The organism is Catellatospora methionotrophica, from assembly GCF_011297335.1.
Lineage (GTDB): Bacteria > Actinomycetota > Actinomycetes > Mycobacteriales > Micromonosporaceae > Catellatospora > Catellatospora methionotrophica.
This window is the reverse complement of sequence record NZ_JAAOTJ010000001.1, coordinates 1,184,284-1,200,421: the sequence shown is the minus strand read 5'-3', so window position 1 is coordinate 1,200,421 and position 16,138 is coordinate 1,184,284. Positions and strand designations below refer to the sequence as shown.

Annotated in this window: 17 protein-coding genes; 9 read left to right on the top strand and 8 right to left on the bottom strand. The window is 73.1% G+C overall.

All coding sequences use genetic code 11. From position 1 onward, the window contains the following. Positions 1-31: 31 nt before the first annotated feature. Both HAV40_RS37915 and HAV40_RS05200 read left to right on the top strand, forming a co-directional pair. A complete protein-coding gene (locus HAV40_RS37915) occupies positions 32-931 on the top strand; it encodes a hypothetical protein (RefSeq protein WP_203671415.1) in 900 nt (299 codons plus the stop codon). A 149-nt stretch (positions 932-1,080) separates the two neighbouring features. Beyond that, complete coding sequence (locus HAV40_RS05200) at positions 1,081-3,585, top strand: trypsin-like serine protease (RefSeq protein WP_203671413.1); 2,505 nt, start codon at positions 1,081-1,083, stop codon at positions 3,583-3,585. Positions 3,586-3,652: 67 nt separating this feature from the next. Here the strand turns inward: HAV40_RS05200 and HAV40_RS05195 are convergent, their stop codons facing one another. The 6 genes from HAV40_RS05195 to HAV40_RS05170 are packed head-to-tail and all read right to left on the bottom strand — an operon-like array spanning position 3,653 to position 7,976. Continuing rightward, positions 3,653-4,456, bottom strand: coding sequence for an S-methyl-5'-thioadenosine phosphorylase (locus HAV40_RS05195; protein WP_166379470.1), 804 nt, complete (start codon positions 4,454-4,456; stop codon positions 3,653-3,655). Then, positions 4,453-4,908, bottom strand: a complete 456-nt coding sequence (locus HAV40_RS05190) for a hypothetical protein (RefSeq protein WP_166379468.1) — start codon at positions 4,906-4,908, stop codon at positions 4,453-4,455. The genes HAV40_RS05195 and HAV40_RS05190 overlap by 4 nt, the downstream gene beginning before the upstream one ends. Then, positions 4,905-6,065, bottom strand: coding sequence for a molybdopterin-dependent oxidoreductase (locus HAV40_RS05185; protein ID WP_166379466.1), 1,161 nt, complete (start codon positions 6,063-6,065; stop codon positions 4,905-4,907). Before HAV40_RS05185 ends, HAV40_RS05190 begins: the two co-directional genes overlap by 4 nt. Further along, positions 6,041-6,685 (bottom strand): class I SAM-dependent methyltransferase, encoded by a 645-nt coding sequence (locus HAV40_RS05180; RefSeq protein WP_203671411.1) that lies wholly within the window; start codon positions 6,683-6,685, stop codon positions 6,041-6,043. Before HAV40_RS05180 ends, HAV40_RS05185 begins: the two co-directional genes overlap by 25 nt. Then, positions 6,682-7,326 (bottom strand): TIGR04282 family arsenosugar biosynthesis glycosyltransferase, encoded by a 645-nt coding sequence (locus tag HAV40_RS05175; RefSeq protein ID WP_166379464.1) that lies wholly within the window; start codon positions 7,324-7,326, stop codon positions 6,682-6,684. Before HAV40_RS05175 ends, HAV40_RS05180 begins: the two co-directional genes overlap by 4 nt. Further along, the gene (locus HAV40_RS05170) at positions 7,323-7,976 is read right to left on the bottom strand and encodes a glycosyltransferase family 2 protein (protein ID WP_166379462.1); all 654 of its coding nucleotides are present in this window, start codon (positions 7,974-7,976) and stop codon (positions 7,323-7,325) included. Before HAV40_RS05170 ends, HAV40_RS05175 begins: the two co-directional genes overlap by 4 nt. Before the next feature lie 114 nt (positions 7,977-8,090). Between HAV40_RS05170 and HAV40_RS05165 the strand changes: the two genes are divergently transcribed. From HAV40_RS05165 to HAV40_RS05145, 5 genes are all read left to right on the top strand, one after another. Next, a complete protein-coding gene (locus tag HAV40_RS05165; RefSeq protein ID WP_166379460.1) occupies positions 8,091-9,146 on the top strand; it encodes an NAD-dependent epimerase/dehydratase family protein in 1,056 nt (351 codons plus the stop codon). Position 9,147: 1 nt separating this feature from the next. Next, positions 9,148-10,509: a hypothetical protein gene (locus HAV40_RS05160; RefSeq protein WP_166379458.1), complete on the top strand. Its 1,362-nt coding sequence runs from the start codon at positions 9,148-9,150 to the stop codon at positions 10,507-10,509. 45 nt (positions 10,510-10,554) lie between these two features. Further along, entirely contained in the window at positions 10,555-10,887 is a 333-nt protein-coding gene (locus HAV40_RS05155) for a PadR family transcriptional regulator (protein WP_203671409.1), read from the top strand. A gap of 24 nt (positions 10,888-10,911) precedes the next feature. Further along, positions 10,912-12,027, top strand: coding sequence for a hypothetical protein (locus HAV40_RS05150; RefSeq protein WP_166379456.1), 1,116 nt, complete (start codon positions 10,912-10,914; stop codon positions 12,025-12,027). An 85-nt stretch (positions 12,028-12,112) separates the two neighbouring features. Beyond that, entirely contained in the window at positions 12,113-12,361 is a 249-nt protein-coding gene (locus HAV40_RS05145; protein WP_166379454.1) for a DUF6158 family protein, read from the top strand. Between the two features lie 65 nt (positions 12,362-12,426). On the opposite strand, the gene HAV40_RS05140 is transcribed toward HAV40_RS05145, so the two are convergent. Further along, the gene (locus HAV40_RS05140; RefSeq protein ID WP_166379452.1) at positions 12,427-13,854 is read right to left on the bottom strand and encodes an MDR family MFS transporter; all 1,428 of its coding nucleotides are present in this window, start codon (positions 13,852-13,854) and stop codon (positions 12,427-12,429) included. Positions 13,855-13,921: 67 nt separating this feature from the next. After that, positions 13,922-14,299 carry a RidA family protein gene (locus tag HAV40_RS05135; RefSeq protein WP_166379450.1) on the bottom strand — a complete coding sequence of 126 codons (378 nt, stop codon included), beginning with the start codon at positions 14,297-14,299 and terminating at the stop codon, positions 13,922-13,924. A gap of 147 nt (positions 14,300-14,446) precedes the next feature. Between HAV40_RS05135 and HAV40_RS05130 the strand changes: the two genes are divergently transcribed. Continuing rightward, complete coding sequence (locus HAV40_RS05130) at positions 14,447-14,881, top strand: hypothetical protein (protein WP_166379448.1); 435 nt, start codon at positions 14,447-14,449, stop codon at positions 14,879-14,881. Between the two features lie 72 nt (positions 14,882-14,953). Further along, positions 14,954-15,919 carry an NAD(P)-dependent alcohol dehydrogenase gene (locus HAV40_RS05125; protein ID WP_166379446.1) on the top strand — a complete coding sequence of 322 codons (966 nt, stop codon included), beginning with the start codon at positions 14,954-14,956 and terminating at the stop codon, positions 15,917-15,919. Positions 15,920-16,138 lie beyond the last annotated feature (219 nt).

The window sequence follows — 16,138 nt, the reverse complement described above, 5'->3', positions numbered from 1 at the left end:
CATCGGAGTCGGTGCGGGCGAGGCTGGTGCGATGGTGGAGCCCGATGTCGCGCAGGCGTTACGGACCGGGCCGTTCTCGCTGGCGCTGGACGTCGCGATCGAGGCCAGCGGGATGACGCTGGAACGGCTGTCGGCGCGGCTGCGCGACCGCGAGGTGCGCCTGTCGCGGGCCACCCTGTCGTACTGGCGCTCGGGCAGGTCCCGGCCCGAGCGCGGGGCGTCGCTGGCCGCGCTGCCGGTGCTGGAGGACCTGCTCGGCGTGCCGCAGGGCGCGCTGTCGGCGCTGCTGCGCGGGCGCGGCGGGGCGCAGCCGTGGGCGCATCGGCCGGCGGGGTCGGGTTCGCGGCGGCAGCTGTGGCCCGCCCGGCCCGCGCTGCTGGCGCAGATGAACGCGCCGCCCGACGGGCAGCTGGAGTTCCTGGCCGTCGACGACGTGTTCGTGGTCGGCGAGGCGGGCCGCTCCCTGCGGGTGCGGCTGGTGGTGCGCGCGCTGTGCGACGGCGTGGGCCGCGCGGTGGTGTTCCACCAGGCCAACCATGGCATGACCACGCCGCCGCAGTGGCAGGCGCTGGCGCAGTGCCGGCTGGGCAGGGTGCGCGCCGAGGGGCGGGTCAGCGTCGCCGAGCTGGTGCTCGACCAGCGCCTGTCGGCCGGTGAGCTGACGTTGCTGGAGTACGAGGTGCACTTCGGGGTGTCCGACGAGGAGGACAGCGACTTCTACTACCGCACGTTCACCCGCCGGTGCCGGTTGTGGACGTGCCGGGTCGTGTTCACCGGGCGGGTGCCGTCGCGGGTGTTCCGCTACCGGCAGCGCCGTCTCGACGACAGCCACCGGGAGTCGGCGGAGCTGTGGCTGGGCGGCGGGCAGGCGGCCGTCGCGGTCATGGAGAACGTCAGCCCCGGCGTGGTCGGCGTGCACTGGGACGCGTAAATGCCGGGTAACAGCGCTGCACCCCAGCTGAACTGCTCTTATCTCGCTGCGCAGATCACGGTAACTTACGCGACAAGTAACCCTTAAACATCGATCTGCTTCGCTTCTAGGGTGCCTTCACCATTCGTTGCGTACGAAGGAAGGCACTCATGCGAACCCCCCGCATGCTCGCGGCGGCCGGTCTGGCCGCGCTGCTGCTGGCGTTGACACCGGGCTCGGCCTGGGCCGAACCGGAGGCCCCGGTACGTGTCCAGGCGCGCAAACCGGTCGCCGGTTCATACCTGATCACCCTCAAGCCCTCGGCGCTGGCCGCGCAGGACGTGCGCGCCAGCGCGCAGGCGGCCGTCGCCCGTTACGGCGGCACGCTGCACTCCGTCTACACCCGCACCATGACCGGCTACGCCCTGGAAGGGCTGTCGGAACGGGCTGCCCGCCGGATCGCGGCCCGGCCCGAGGTCGAGGCGGTGACCCAGTCCGGCACGGCGGGCATCGCCACCGGCGTCACCCAGCCCAACCCGCCGAACTGGGGCCTGGACCGCGTCGACCAGGCGGACCTGCCGCTGGACCGCGCCTACCACTACGACGACGCGGCGGCCGGGCAGGGCGTCAACATCTACGTCGTCGACACCGGCATCCGGTTCACGCACAGCGAGTTCGAGGGACGCGCCAAGCTCGGCACCGACTTCGTGTCGCCGTCGACCAGCGGCGGTGACTGCCACGGCCACGGCACCCACGTGTCCGGCATCGCCGCGGGCAAGACCTACGGCGTGGCCAAGAAGGCCAACCTCTGGTCGGTACGCGTGCTCGGCTGCAACGGCATGGGCCAGGACATCGACGTGGCCCGCGCCGCTGAGTGGATCACCGCGAACGCGCAGAAGCCCGCGGTGGTGAACCTGTCGGTCTACACCGACGACCCGGACGTCGCCGCCGACGCCATCCGCTCGTCGATCCAGTCCGGCATCCAGTGGTCGCTGATCACCGGCAACAACGGCTCCAACGCCTGCAACTACGGCCCCGGCGGCCAGATCCCCGAGGCGCTGCAGGTCGGCAACGTCACCTCGAACGACACCAAGGCCGGGGACTCCAACTACGGCACCTGCATGGACCTGCACGCGCCGGGCAGCAACATCCTGTCGGCGTACCACAGCTCCGACACCGCCACGACGACCATGTCGGGCACGTCGATGGCCGCGCCGCACGTCGCCGGTGCCGTCGCGCGCCACCTGAGCACGACGCCGGGCGCGACCCCGGCCCAGGTCCACTCGTGGATCATGGACAACGCGACCACCGGCACCCTGACCGGACTGCCCTCGGGCACCCCGAACAAGCTGCTGTACCTGCCCGGCGACGACGACCCGACGCCGCCGACCGGTGACTTCAGCCTGTCGGCGAGCCCGGCGTCGGCGACCGTGCAGGCCGGTGGCACCGCCACCACCCGCATCGCGGCCAGCGCCGTACAGGGCGGCGCGGTGCCGCAGGTCGTGGGTGGGACGCCGACCACCGTCGAGGCCAACCCGTTCATGATCTCCCAGCGCAGGGAGGGCAGCAGCTTCCCCGGCCAGCAGTCCTGCTCGTCGACGCTGATGGGTCCGCGCACCGTGCTCACGGCCGCGCACTGCCTGCTGGAGAGCCCCGGCCGCAAGTGGTACGTGTACGGGGCGACCAACCTCAACGACCCCGGCTTCACCGCCGAGATCGCCTCGTACTGGACCCACCCGTCCTACTCGCACTGGTCCGAGGGCGCCGACGTCGCCGTGGTCACCCTGGACCGGGACGTGCCCGTGCCCGCGGGCATGACCTACCCGACGCTGAACACCTCCACGGCAAGCAACGCGCCGGGCACCATGGGCGTCTCCATCGGCTGGGGCAAGATCGGGGCCAACACGTACAGCGACGTCCTGCGCAAGGCCTCGATCCCGGTGGCTCCCGACTCCGGCTGCCAGGGCCGCTACACCGGCCAGTACAAGACCCCGGCCATGATCTGCACCGGTTACGCCGACGGGCATGCCGCCGCCTGCCAGGGCGACTCCGGCGGCCCGTTCCTGGTCGGCAACACCGTCGTCGGCGTCTTCTCGTGGATGTCGACGGCCTGTGACTGGTACGCGGTCTACACCCGGGTGTCGACGTACGCCGCCGACATCGCCCCGCACCTGCCCGGCGGCAACGATCCGCCCGCCGGTGACATCACCCTGACCGCGAGCGGCCTGCCGACGGGCGCGACCGCGTCGTTCTCGCCGACCGCGATCGAGGTCGGCGGGTCGTCGACGCTGTCGGTGTCGACGACCGCCGGCACCCCGGCGGGCACCTACGCCGTCACCGTCACCGGCAACGACGGCCAGTCCAGCGCGCAGACCACGTTCACCCTCACCGTCCAGGGCGGCGGCACGCCCGGCAACCTGACCATCACCAACCCCGGCGTGCAGACGTCGTACGTCGGACGCCCGGTCAGCCTCACCGTGCGGGCCGCGGGCGGCACGACGCCCTACCGGTTCACCGCGACCGGGCTGCCCGGCGGGCTGAGCATCAACCAGTCCACCGGCGTCATCTCCGGCACACCCACGACCTGGCAGAACGCCAACCCGACCGTGACCGTCACCGACGCGGCGGGCAAGACCGCCAAGGCCACGTTCTACTGGTTCATCTTCCCCGCGTAACAGCCACCTTCTCCCGGGTGCGGACACCGGGCTGGTGGCGATCCCACCAGCCCGGTGTCCAGCGGGACTACGGCAGTAGGTACGCCGGGTGCATGCCGTCGAGTGCGGCCGGGCAGGGGCAGCGGCGCTCGGCGGGCAGCCGGGCGATGGCGGCCAGCAGCAGGCCGCGCATACGGTCGGTGTTCTCCTTGAACACGGCGAAGACCTCGTCCTGGGTGACGCCGCGGTCGCCGTCGACACCCGCGTCGTGGTCGGTGACCAGGGCGATCGCGGTGTAGCAGAGGGCGAGTTCGCGGGCCAGGGCGGCTTCGGGCGCGCCGGTCATGTTGATGACGGTCCCGCCGGTCGCGGCGTGCCAGCGGGACTCGGCACGGGTGGAGAAGCGCGGCCCGTCGATGACGACCATCGTCCCGGTCGGTTCCAGGGCCAGGCCGGTCGCGCGGGCGGTGGCGTCGAGGGCGGCGCGGCCGTGCGGGCAGTACGGGTCGGCGAAGTTGACGTGCACCGCACCCGACTCGACGAAGGTGCGCTCGCGGCCCGTGGTGCGGTCGATGAGCTGGTCGGGCAGCACGAACGTGCCGGGGCCGAGGTCGGGGCGCAGGCCGCCGACGGCGCAGGGCGCGAGGATCTGGCGTACGCCCAGCGAGCGCAGCGCCCACAGGTTGGCCCGGTAGGGGATGCGGTGCGGCGGATGGCGGTGGTCGCGGCCGTGGCGCGGCAGGAACGCGACGGAGCGCCCGGCTACCTCGCCGACGGCGACGGTGTCCGACGGCGGCCCGTACGGGGTGTCGACGCGCACCTCGCGTGCGCCTTCGAGCAGGCTGTAGAGGCCGGAGCCGCCGATGACGGCGATGTCGGCGGTGCTGTTCATGCTGACTCCCTCGGTGTGGGATCGGGGACGGACCGGCGGCGCAGCCCGCGTACGACGAGCACGGCCGCGGTGACCAGCCAGATCGCGGCCAGGCAGATGGCGAACCCGCGCGGGTAGTCGCGGGGCAGCGCCGACGGGTTGTCGGGGCGGCGGCCGTAGCCGAGCACCAGCGGCAGCGCGACGACCGTGAGCGTGACGGTGACCACCAGCGCGCCCTGCACGACGGGTTTGGCCCAGCGGGGCAGCCACCGGGTCAGCACCGCGCCGACGGCGATGGCCAGCGGCAGCACCAGCAGGTCGTGTCCGAACAGCACGGTGACCATGTAGCGGGCGTAGTTCGGCAGCCAGACGCTGCGATCGGTGAGCACGCCGACGACGCCGTACGCGGCGGCGAGCACCCCGGCGGCGACGAGCAGCCGCCGGGTCCAGGCGGTGGACCGGCTGGTGGTCACGGCTCGATCACCTCGATCCGGTGGACCCATTTGGTCTGCAGGACACCGGGCCGGTTGGGGGCGATGAGCCGACACGGGTAACCGTGGTCGAGGTCGAGCGGTTCGCCGCGTACGCGCAGGGCGAGCAGGGTGAGCGGGTCGTCGGCGTGTGGTGGGGCGACGGTCGAGACGCGGTAGAGGCTGTTCGCCTCCAGGGACTCGACGCGTACGCTCGCGTCGCTGCTGCCCCCGACGGCGGCGACCAGGTCCTTGATCCGTACGCCGGTCCAGGTCGCGGTGGCGCTCCAGCCTTCGACGCAGGTGATCGGCAGCTGGGCGGTGTGCTGGGGGAGCGCGGCGAGGTCGGCAAGGCTCAGCTGCCGGGTGCCGGTCGGGCCGGTGAGTTCGAGGCGGTAGGCCGGGTCGGTGGCGGCGGCGGTGACCCCGGCGGCGACCGCGGACTGGTTCACCGGCAGCCCCTGCGGGCCGATCCGCGGGTCGCGCGGGCCGAGCACCGACAGCCAGGCGAAGGGCCGCAGCGTCTGCCCGATCGTCGCGACGGTGATCAGCCCGATGGCCGCGCCGACGGCGGTGAACACCCCGCGCCTGCTCAGACCCTCCGTCTGCACCGGCCGGTGGGGCGCGGCCAGGGCCCGGCGGATGATCGGCAGCTTGACCCCGAGGTGGATCGCGAGCGAGCCGATCAGGATCCACGCGGTCCAGTAGTGGGCCGTGGTGAAGAAGAAGCTCATCGGGGAGTACCACAGCGCGATGTTGAGGATGCCCGTGGTGACCTGGAACAGCGCGGCGGCGACGAGCAGGAGCAGGCTGAGGCGTTCGACGGCCTGCACGGCGTCGCGAAACGGCGGCCAGCGGAACAGCTTCGGGTAGACCGACCACAGCTTCACCGCGAGCAGCGGCACGATGGCCAGCCCGGTGGCGACGTGCAGGCCCTGCGTGACGCGGTACAGGTCGACCGGCCGCGACGGCCAGTAGAACCAGCCGGGCGGGTGCTGGATGGCGTGGCTGAGGTAGCCGGTGACGAAGCACACGGCGACGGCGATGCCCAGGATGCGGCCGATACGGCTGGTCAGCTGCGGTGAGCGCAGCCGGGACGTGAACTGGCGGGACAGGTTCTTCGGATACAGCCGGGTCAGCGGCTCAGGCACGCGAACCATCGGTCCTCCTCCGTCCACGTCTCGCGCAGGCGCAGCCCGGCCTGTGCGGCCAGCGGGCCGAGGTCGTCGGCGCCGACGACGGCCCACGCGAACGGCTCGCTGGTGCGGTCGGCGTCGGTGAGCGCGACCCGGCCGCGCCAGCCCTGGGTGCCGGGCGGTTCGACCTCGGCGAACACGGTGCCGCCGGGCGCGAGCAGGTCGCGGCAGCGGGCCAGCAGCCGTACGGGGTCGCCGCCGATGCCGATGTTGCCGTCGGCGAGCAGCGCGTGCCGCCAGTCGCGGGCGTCGGCCAGCGGCGCGAACACGTCCTGGACGACGGCGTGCGCGCCGCGGGCGCGGGCCAGCCGGACCGCGGCGGGACTGACGTCGATGCCGAGCGCGGGCACACCGCTGCGGGACAGGGCGGCGGCGAGCCGTCCGGGGCCGCAGCCGACGTCGAGGGTCGCCCCGGTGCAGCGGGCCAGCAGGCCGTGGTCGCCGGGGGTCGGGTCGGCGTGCCAGGCGGTGGTGTCGAGGTGGCGCAGCAGCGTTCCGGCCGGGTCGACCAGCCGCAGCGCGCCGTCGCCGCCGCACGCGGCCCGGTGCAGCGCACCCGCGTACACGGCCAGGGCGCTGGTCAACGCAGGGCTCCGTCGGCGGCGGGCAGGTGGGTGCGTACGGCGGCGGCGAACCGGCCGTGCGGGTGCGCGTCGGCGACGGCCCGCGCGTCGGCGGCGGTGTCCACGTCACGCAGCGTGTCCAGCAGCGTGGTGCGCAGGCCGCGCCGGTGCAGGGCGGCCAGGGTGCGCGCGCCGGTGTCGGCCGTGGACATCGGCACCGCGGCCAGCGCCGCCGCGTGGGCGGGGTCGCGGAGCGCGAGGATCCACCAGCCGCCGTCGGTGGCGGGGCCGAGCGCGGCGTCGGCGGTGTGCAGCGCGTCGGCGGCCCCGGCCAGCAGTTCGGGGGTGAGCTGCGGGGTGTCCATGCCGACCAGGACGGTGGCGACGCCGGGCCGGGCGGTGTCGGCGTACGCGCACGCCAGGCGCTCGCCGAGCCCGTCGCCGCGCTGGGCGAGGCTGGTCCAGCCGGGCGGCGGCCGGTGTTCGCCGTCGACGACGAGCACCCGGCGGACGGCCGGGGTCGCGGTGACGACGTCGAGAGTGTCGGCGAGCGCGGCCGCGGCGATGTCGGCGGCCTGCTCGAACGTGCACGGCGGGCACAACCGGGTCTTGACCCGGCCCGGGACCGGGGCCTTGGCGATGACCAGCAGCTGCGCCTTCACCGGGCGAGCACCTTCGACATGTCGCGCACCGCGCGGGCGGTGCCGAGCACGGTGCCGGTGACCTTCGAGCGGGTGCCCTCGGCGCGGGGCGCGTAGTCGACGTCCACCTCGCCGACGTGCCACCCGGCGCGGGCCGCGGCGACGATCATCTCCAGCGGGTAGCCGAAGCGGCGGTCGCGCAGGTTCAGCGCCAGCAGCGCGTCGCGGCGGGCGGCGCGCATCGGGCCGAGGTCGTGGATGGCCACCCGCAGGTTGCTGCGCATCCGCCAGGCGAGCACCGCGTTGGCCAGCCGGGCGTGCGCGGGCCAGGCGGCGGCGGTGCGCGGCCGGCGGCGGCCCAGGACCAGGTCGGCGTGCCGGGCGAGCACCGGGTCGGCGACGCGGGGCAACTGGGTGAGGTCGAAGGAGCCGTCGGCGTCGGCGAAGCACACCACGTCGGAGGTCGCGGCCAGCAGCCCCGCGTGCGCGGCGGCCCCGAAGCCGCGCTGCGGCACGGCCACCACGTGCGCCCCGTGCGCGCGGGCGACGTCACCGGAGCCGTCGGTGGAGCCGTTGTCGGCGACGATCGCCCGGTAGCCGTCCGGCAGACCGGCCAGAACCGCAGGCAGCGCCGCTGCCTCGTTGAGGCACGGCAACACGACATCAATCATGATCTCGACGATAGTGGGGACGAAGACCCCAAATTCTTAACAACCGGAGATAAGTCCTTACAAAACACAAACGTCGCACCGTGACGGCCTGAGCAGCGCCTAGGTTGTGAGTTCATGCGAGTACTCGTCACCGGCGGCGCCGGGTTCATCGGCTCCCACGTCACCCGCGCGCTGACCGACGCGGGCCACCACGTGACCGTGCTGGACTGCCTGCACCCGGCCGCGCACCGCCCCGGCAGCGCCGTGGCCGAGGTCGCCGGGGTCCCGGTCGTGCACGGCGACCTCCGCGACCGCGACGCCGTCGACGCCGCGCTGGCCGGGGCCGAGGCGGTCGTGCACCAGGCGGCCATGGTCGGCATGGGCGTCGACCTGGCCGACCTGCCCGACTACGTCGGCTGCAACGACCTGGCCACCGCCGTGCTGCTGGCCGGGATGGCCCGGCACCGGGTGCCCCGGCTGGTGCTGGCCAGCTCCATGGTCGTCTACGGCGAAGGCGCGTACGCCTGCGCCGAACACGGTCCCGTCAGGCCCAGTCCGCGTGAACTCGCCGACCTCGCGGTCGGCCAGTTCGAACCCCGCTGCCCCGCCTGCGCGCGGCCGCTGACCCCGGGCGTCGTCGGCGAGGACGACCGGCTCGATCCCCGCAGCGTGTACGCCGCCACGAAGCTCGCCCAGGAACACCTGGCCTCGGCCTGGGCCAGGGAGTCGGGCAGCACCGCGATCGCGCTGCGCTACCACAACGTGTACGGCCCGGACATGCCCCGCGACACCCCGTACTCGGGTGTCGCGGCGATCTTCCGGTCCGCGCTGGAGCGCGGCGAGGCCCCCCGGGTGTACGAGGACGGCGGCCAGCGGCGTGACTTCGTCCACGTCACCGATGTCGCTGCCGCGAACCTCGCGGCGTTGACCGCGCTGGACGCCGAGCGGCCGCCGGGGCTGCGCGCGTACAACATCGCCTCCGGTGACCCGCGCACCGTCGCGCAGATGGCGACCACCCTCGCGGCGGCCATGGACGGGCCGCCACCCGAGATCACCGGCGGGTTCCGGGCCGGGGACGTGCGCCACGTCGTCGCGTCACCGCAGCGGGCCCGCGACGAACTGGGCTTCGCCGCGCGGGTGCCGTTCGAGGCGGGGCTGGCCGAGTTCGCGTACGCCCCGCTGCGGGCCTGACATGCTCGACCTGCCCGTCCGCGCCGAGCCCGGCACCGCGGCCTTTCCCCGTGCCGACCGGATCACCACGGCCGCCGCCGCCGCGCTCGTCGTCGCCTCCGCCGTGGCGGGTGTGATGCTCAACGTGTTCGGCACGCCGGTGCAGGCGGGGGCCCCACCGCTGTACGCGCACTGGCGGCCCCACCTCGGCCCCGGCACCCCGGCCGCGCTCGCCATCGCCGCCGCGGTGATCCTGCACGGCCCCCGGCTCGCCGCGGCCCTGCCGTGGCGGCGGCTGCTCGCGGTCGGCTACGCGGCCGCGACGGCCTGGACGCTCAGCCTAGCCATGGTCGACGGCTGGCAGCGCGGACTTGCCGGCAGGCTCACCGCACAGGCCGAATACCTCACCGAGGTACCCGGTGTCACCGACGTCGGCGCGATGCTGGGCGGGTTCACCAGCCGCATCCTGGACTACCAGCCCGACTCGTGGACCACCCACGTGTCCGGCCACCCGCCCGGCGCGCTGCTCGTCTTCGTCTGGCTCGACCGCATCGGGCTGGGCGGCGGCGGCCCGGCCGCGATCGCCTGCGTGCTGGGCGGGGCGCTGATCGCGGTCACGGTGCCGGTGACCCTGCACGCCCTGGGCCGCCCGGCGGCGGCCCGCGCCGCGGTGCCGTTCCTGGTCCTGCTGCCCGGCGCGGTCTGGATCGGAGCGTCAGCGGACGGACTGTTCGCCGGTCTGACCAGTGCGGCCGTCGCGCTGCTCGCCGTCGCGCTCACCATCGGTCGGCGTGGCCGCGCGGCGGCCTTCGGGCTGGCCGGGGGAGCGCTGCTGGCCTTCGGCTGTTACCTGTCCTACGGGCTGGTGCTGATGGCGCCCATCGTGCTCGCCGTGCTGGCCGCTTCCCGACGGTGGCGCGCGGCAGGCAACACGATCGCCGCCGCCCTCATCGGGGCCGGGGCGGTCGTGGCGGCGTTCACGGCAGCCGGTTTCTGGTGGCTGGACGGGTACCACCTGGTCGTTCAGCGCTACTACCAGGGCATCGCCTCCGAACGGGCGTACCACTACTGGGTCTTCGCGAACCTCGCCGCCGTGCTGCTGGCCGCCGGGCCCGCCGCAGCGGTGGTCGTCCGGCGGGTGGCCGCCAAGCTGCCCCGCGAGCGGGCACCCGAGCTGCTGCTACCGGCCGCCGCCGTGCTGGCGATCGCCGCGGCGGACCTGTCGGGGATGAGCAAGGCGGAGGTCGAGCGGATCTGGCTGCCGTTCGTCGTGTGGCTGGCGGCCGGGGCGGTGCTGCTGCCCGCCGCGAGCCGTCGCGGCTGGCTCGCCGCCGGGGCGGTCACGGCGCTGGCGGTCAACCATCTCGTCGTGACGCAGTGGTGACGGCGGATATCGTTGACATATTGATCATTTAACTATGGTTCGCTCATGCCACCGCCGATGCGTGAGCCGACCTTCCTCATCCTGACCGCCTTGGCCGCCGGTCCCCGCTACGGCTACGCGATCATCCAGGACGTCACGACCCTGTCCCAGGGCCGGACGTCCCTGCTGCCCGGCACCCTCTACACGGCACTGGACCGGCTCGCCGCCCAGGGGCTGGTCGAACTCGACCGCGAGGAGACCGTCGACGGACGGCTGCGCCGCTACTACCGGCTCACCCAAGACGGCGTCGCCGACCTGCAGGCCGAGACCGCTCGGCTGCGCGAGCTCACCACCGCCGCCGAGCACCGGCTGCGCGCCCTGCGACCCCGCACGGCCTGACCGGCCATGTCCGAGAGGCAGACCATGCCGGCGACTCCGTCCCCGCTCGCCCGCCGCTACCGGCGGCTCATGCTGACCTACCCGAGGGCCTACCGCCGCGAGCGCGGTGAGGAACTGCTCGCCACGCTGCTCGAACTGGCCACACCGGACCGTGCACGGCCGACCCTGCGCGAGGCCGCCAACCTGATCGGCCACGGCCTGCGCGCTCGCCTCGGCAGACCGGCCAGCCGCACGGTCGTCACCTGGTCGGTGCTGACCGCGCTCGTCTGTGGACTGTACGTCGCCGCGATGGCCACCCGGCTGGCCTGGGAGACCTCCCGGCCGCACCCCGACCAGGCCGAGACCGTGGCCGTGCTCGCCGAGATCCTGCCCGGCCACCAGGTCGACGGGATCCATCCGGCCCAGGCCCTGTTCACGTTCTACACCGAGCCGTTCGGCCCGCAGATGCTCGACTCGCTCATGTTCGGCGACGGCAACGAGTACGCGCTCGGCACGACGACCGCCTCGCGCGACGGCATCCCGCCCGAGCCGCTGGAGCAGGCGGCGGCCGACGCCGAGCGGCGGCTGCGCGCGGGCGGCTGGACGGTGTACCCGGTGACCCACAACGACACGTACAGCTGCATCGGCCCACCCTGCGACCCGGCCACGATCCCGCGCGACACCAGGTTGTTCGCCAAACGCGGCGACACCGTGTTCGAGCTGGAACTGGTGCCGTCGCGCAACACCGACAGCATCTATCTCGGCCTCAGCCTGAGCCGCGCGACCCCGGCCGCGGTGCTGCCGGCGGGCGTCGCGGGAGGACTGGCGGGCGCGGCTGTCGGGTGGCTGCTGTTCGGCTGGGCCAGCCGCCGCACACAGGACCGGCACGCGGTGCGCGGCACGGCCACCGTGCTGTACGCCGTCACGATGCTGTTCTGGTGGGGGCCGATCCTGCCGTCGGTGCCCGCTGCTGTCACGCACCACCTCGACGAGCCGCACCCGCGCTGGCATCCGCTGTGGGAGTGGCTCGGTCAGCCGACGTTCTCGCTGCTGTTCGTCGCCGGATGCGCGGCCGCGCTGCTCGGGCTGTGCCTGGCCGCGCTGCCGTCGCGCAGGCGGCAGCCGGTGGTCTCCCACGCCCCGGGGGTCGAGGCGCGCTGATTCGGATCCGCGCGCCTGGTTTGAATGTCAGAGGTGTAGGGAAACCTGAGCCGGTGGTTGTCTCCGTGAGAATCGAGCAGCAGGTATGACGACAGACCTGGCCCCGCGCCCGGCGGTGCCCGCCTCCAGGCTGCCGCTGCTGCGTCCCGCCGCGGATCTCGACGACGCCCAGCTGCGGGTGGAGCTGGCCAACACACATGCCGTCGTCGGGCTGACCGGCCTGCGGGCCGTCCCTCGTGACCGCGCCATGCTGCAGACCCGGCTCGACGAACTCGACGCCGAGTACCTGCGCCGCTTCCCGGCCGCGGCGGCTTCGTGGCCGTGGCGGCGCTGACGTTCCGCCCATGACGGCGCGGCCCGGTCCTGCTCAGTACACCTTTGCGTGCAGTCCCGCGCCGGTCAGGGTGCCGCCGTGTCGTCCTGGCCGGCGACGTGGACCTTCGGCATGAAGAACACCGCCACACCCATGAGCACCGCCGCCACCGCCACCGCGATGAACACGTCGTGGGAGGCCGCCGCCAGATCCCCGACGGGGCTGCCGGTCGCGCCGGAGCGCAGCGCGTTGTTGGCGACCGCGCCGAACAGCGCCACCCCCAGCGCGCTGCCCATGGACCGGCTGAACATGTTGTTGCCGGTGACCACGCCGCGCTGCGACCAGCCCACCGTGGACTGCGCCGCGATGAGTGTGGGGGCGGCGACGAAGCCGAGCCCGGCGCCGATGAGAAAACAGCAGCCGCCGACCGCGTACACCGAACTCTGCGCGTCGAGCAGCACCATCAGTAGCGAGCCGGTGATCGTGCCCGCGCTGCCGATCAGGGCCGTCGCCCGGAATCCGATCCGCAGGTAGGCCCGCGACGACTGGGACGCCGTGAGCGGCCAGCCCAGGGTCAGCGTCGCCAGCGCGAACCCGGCGACCAGCGGCCCGGTGCCGAGCACGCCCTGCACGAACGTCGGCACATACGAGGTGAGCCCGAACAGGACCGCGCCCACGGCCAGCGACACCAGGCTGCACGTGACGAGCAGCCGGTGCCGGAACACCCACAGCGGCAGCACCGGCTCGGCGGCCCGGCGCTGCACCTGCACGAACCAGCCGAGCAGCAGCACCGCGGCGGCGGGCACGCCCAGCCCGGCGGGGGACAGCCAGGGCCAGCCGACACCGCCCTCCAGCAGACCGAGGATGAGCAGGGTCGCCCCGCAGGTCAGCAGGGCGGCCCCGAGATAGTCGAGCCGGTGGCGGCGCGACTGCACCCGCTCGTGCAGGTTGCGTGCCAGCATCGTGCCCGCCAGCAGGCACAGCGGGATGTTGATGAAGAAGATCCAGCGCCAGGTGAGGTACTCGGAGAAGAGCCCGCCAAGCGTCGGCCCGACGACCGCCGACATCCCCCAGACACTGGCCAGGTAGCCCTGGACCTTGCCGCGCTCGGCGGTCGAGTACGTGTCCCCGGCGATGGTGAGGCTCATCGGCTGGATCGCGCCCGCGCCCAGGCCCTGCACGGCGCGGAACACGATCAGCGCGGGCATGGACCAGGCGAGTCCGCACAGGATCGAGCCGAGCAGGAACAGCCCGATGCCGAACAGCATGACCGGCTTGCGCCCGAACAGGTCGGCGAGCTTGCCGTAGACGGGCACGGTGACCGCCTGGGCCAGCAGGTACACCGAGAACAGCCACGGGAACTGCGCGAAGCCGCCGAGGCTGGCCACCACCGACGGCACCGCGGTGGCGATGACGGTCGCGTCGATCGCCACCAGCGTCGAGCAGAGCATCAGCGAGATGAGGATCGGGCCGCGCTCCGACCGGAACCCGACGTCGACGGGCGCGGATGACATCAGCCGATCATATGCACGCCCGGCCCGCGCCGTCCGTTTCCGGCCCGGACGGCGCGGACCGCGATCGTCAGCCGAGGTAAAGGACCGCGTCCACCTCGATGTCGAAACCCTGGAGGGCTACGGGGACCGTGGTGCGGGCCGGAAGGTTCTCGGTGCCGAAGAACTCCACGTAGATCTCGTTCATCTCCGGGAAGTCCGCGAAGTCGCGCAGGTAGACGCCTACCCGCACGGCCTGGCTCAGGTCGCCTCCGGCGGCGCGGGCGACCTCGGCCAGGTTCGCGAAGGCGGCCCTGGCCTGCTCGGCGAAGGAGCCGGCCACCCAGGTGCCGTCCGGCCGCACGGGACACGCCCCGGAAAGGAACACGTGGTCTCCGGCGACCACGGCGTGCGAGTACGGCCCACCGGGCGGCGCGGCCCCCTCCGCTGTGATGATCTTCTTCGGCACGAGCGACCTCCGGGTCGGGATGCGATGTCACTTGGCTGGAGCGCCGGTGAAGAAGCTACCGGGCGGCCGTCGGGATCGACCGGATCGACGTGCGGCGACGCCTCGGCGGCTCGTGGCACACTTGCCCGGCGGCTCTACGCTCCGCCTGTGAGCGAGAAGCCGCCACCCCGCAAGATGCCCTGGTTCGCCATCGTGGCGGTGCTCGCCATCTGTCTGGCCACGCCCACCTACTTCGTCTACTCGTTCATCGCCGACCGGCGCACCGTGCAGGAGTTGCCCCCACCGGCCGCCGCCTACCTCGACGCGCTCATCGCCGGGGACCGGGCCAAGGGCTACGAGCTGCTGTGCGAACACCGCCGCGACCAGGTGCCGCTGGAGCGGTGGCGGGCCGACCGCAACATGGAACCGCACGTCACCGGATACCGGGTGATCGCGGGCCGGGTGTCCCGCCCGTCCGAGGGCCCGGTCGGCTACAGCGTCGAGGTGGAACTGCGCTACTCGGACAGCCACCTGGAGCAGGTCGCACTGCCCATGGTGGAGGAGGACTCCGGCTGGAAGGTCTGCACCGACCGAGGCTATTGACGAGCGTCTGTTTCGCGCCGATGGCTACTGTGACCGCGCAACGTCGTATTCACCCTCGGCGCGGGAGCGTGCATGAAGGCCGTCGTCTACACCCGGTACGGAACCCCCGACGAGCTGCGGCTGACCGAGGTGCCGACACCGGTGCCGCAGGGTGGCGAGGTGCTGGTCAAGGTGCGCTCGGTGTCGCTGAACCTGTCCGATTGGGAGGGTCTGACCGGCAGTCCGCTGTACTCGCGCCTCGGCGGGCTGCGCCGGCCGCGACGCCACGTGCTCGGGTCCGACATCGCCGGTCAGGTGGTCGCGACGGGTCCCGGCGCGACCCTGTTCCAGCCGGGCGACGACGTCTACGCCGACATCCTCACCTACCTCGGCGGCTTCGCCGAGTACGTCTGCGTGCCGGAGAAGGTGCTGGCCCGCATGCCCGAAGCGATGACCTACGAGCAGGCCGCGGCGCTGCCCCAGGCCGGGGTCATCGCCCTGCAGGGCATCGTGGAGAAGGGGCAGGTCCGGGCCGGGCAGCGGGTGCTGATCAACGGTGCCGGCGGCGGCTCGGGCATGTACGCGATCCAGCTCGCCAAGCTGCACGGCGCCGAGGTGACCGGCGTCGACAACGGCGAGAAGCAGCAGTCGATGCGGGCGCTGGGCGCCGACCACACCATCGACTACACCCGCGAGGACTTCACCCGCAACGGCCGCACCTACGACCTGATCCTCGACCTCGCCGCCTACCGCTCAGTGCGCGCGTACCACCGCGCGCTGGCGCCCGGCGGGCGCTACTTCTGCGTCGGCGGTTCGCTGGGCACGCTGCTGCGGGTGCTGGTGGGCGGGGCATTGACCGGCCGCCGGACGGGCAAGAAGGTCCGGGTGCTGGCGGTGCGGATGGGCGTCGAGCACCTGGCTCCGATCGTGGAGCTGTGCCGGCAGGACAAGATCGTCACGGTCATCGACAGCCGGTACCGGTTGGACGAGGTGCCGCAGGCGCTGCGCCACCTCGGCGAGGGCCACGCCAAGGGCAAGGTCGTCGTCAACCTCGACTGAGGCCGCCGGTCGCTCAGCCGCCGACGCGTTGCCCTGGCGGTCCCGTCCCGCCGTCAGAGTCGATCACCCGTTGGGGCGAACGCGGCCTCCCTCGTTCGGGGTACGTCCGGAATGGAACGACGTTGTTGTCGCGCGCTGGGCCATAACAGATCATCGATGGCTGGCGGTGTCTCATGTGTGCCACTTCGAGGGGGAGTCGGGCTACCTAGCATCGAGGTT

Coding starts and splice junctions, on each gene's coding strand:
- HAV40_RS37915 (WP_203671415.1), top strand. CDS start 32: ATGGTGGAGCCCGATGTCGCGCAGGCGTTACGGACCGGGCCGTTCTCG.
- HAV40_RS05200 (WP_203671413.1), top strand. CDS start 1,081: ATGCGAACCCCCCGCATGCTCGCGGCGGCCGGTCTGGCCGCGCTGCTG.
- HAV40_RS05195 (WP_166379470.1), bottom strand. CDS start 4,456: ATGAACAGCACCGCCGACATCGCCGTCATCGGCGGCTCCGGCCTCTAC.
- HAV40_RS05185 (WP_166379466.1), bottom strand. CDS start 6,065: ATGGTTCGCGTGCCTGAGCCGCTGACCCGGCTGTATCCGAAGAACCTG.
- HAV40_RS05170 (WP_166379462.1), bottom strand. CDS start 7,976: ATGATTGATGTCGTGTTGCCGTGCCTCAACGAGGCAGCGGCGCTGCCT.
- HAV40_RS05165 (WP_166379460.1), top strand. CDS start 8,091: ATGCGAGTACTCGTCACCGGCGGCGCCGGGTTCATCGGCTCCCACGTC.
- HAV40_RS05160 (WP_166379458.1), top strand. CDS start 9,148: ATGCTCGACCTGCCCGTCCGCGCCGAGCCCGGCACCGCGGCCTTTCCC.
- HAV40_RS05155 (WP_203671409.1), top strand. CDS start 10,555: ATGCCACCGCCGATGCGTGAGCCGACCTTCCTCATCCTGACCGCCTTG.
- HAV40_RS05150 (WP_166379456.1), top strand. CDS start 10,912: ATGCCGGCGACTCCGTCCCCGCTCGCCCGCCGCTACCGGCGGCTCATG.
- HAV40_RS05145 (WP_166379454.1), top strand. CDS start 12,113: ATGACGACAGACCTGGCCCCGCGCCCGGCGGTGCCCGCCTCCAGGCTG.
- HAV40_RS05140 (WP_166379452.1), bottom strand. CDS start 13,854: ATGTCATCCGCGCCCGTCGACGTCGGGTTCCGGTCGGAGCGCGGCCCG.
- HAV40_RS05125 (WP_166379446.1), top strand. CDS start 14,954: ATGAAGGCCGTCGTCTACACCCGGTACGGAACCCCCGACGAGCTGCGG.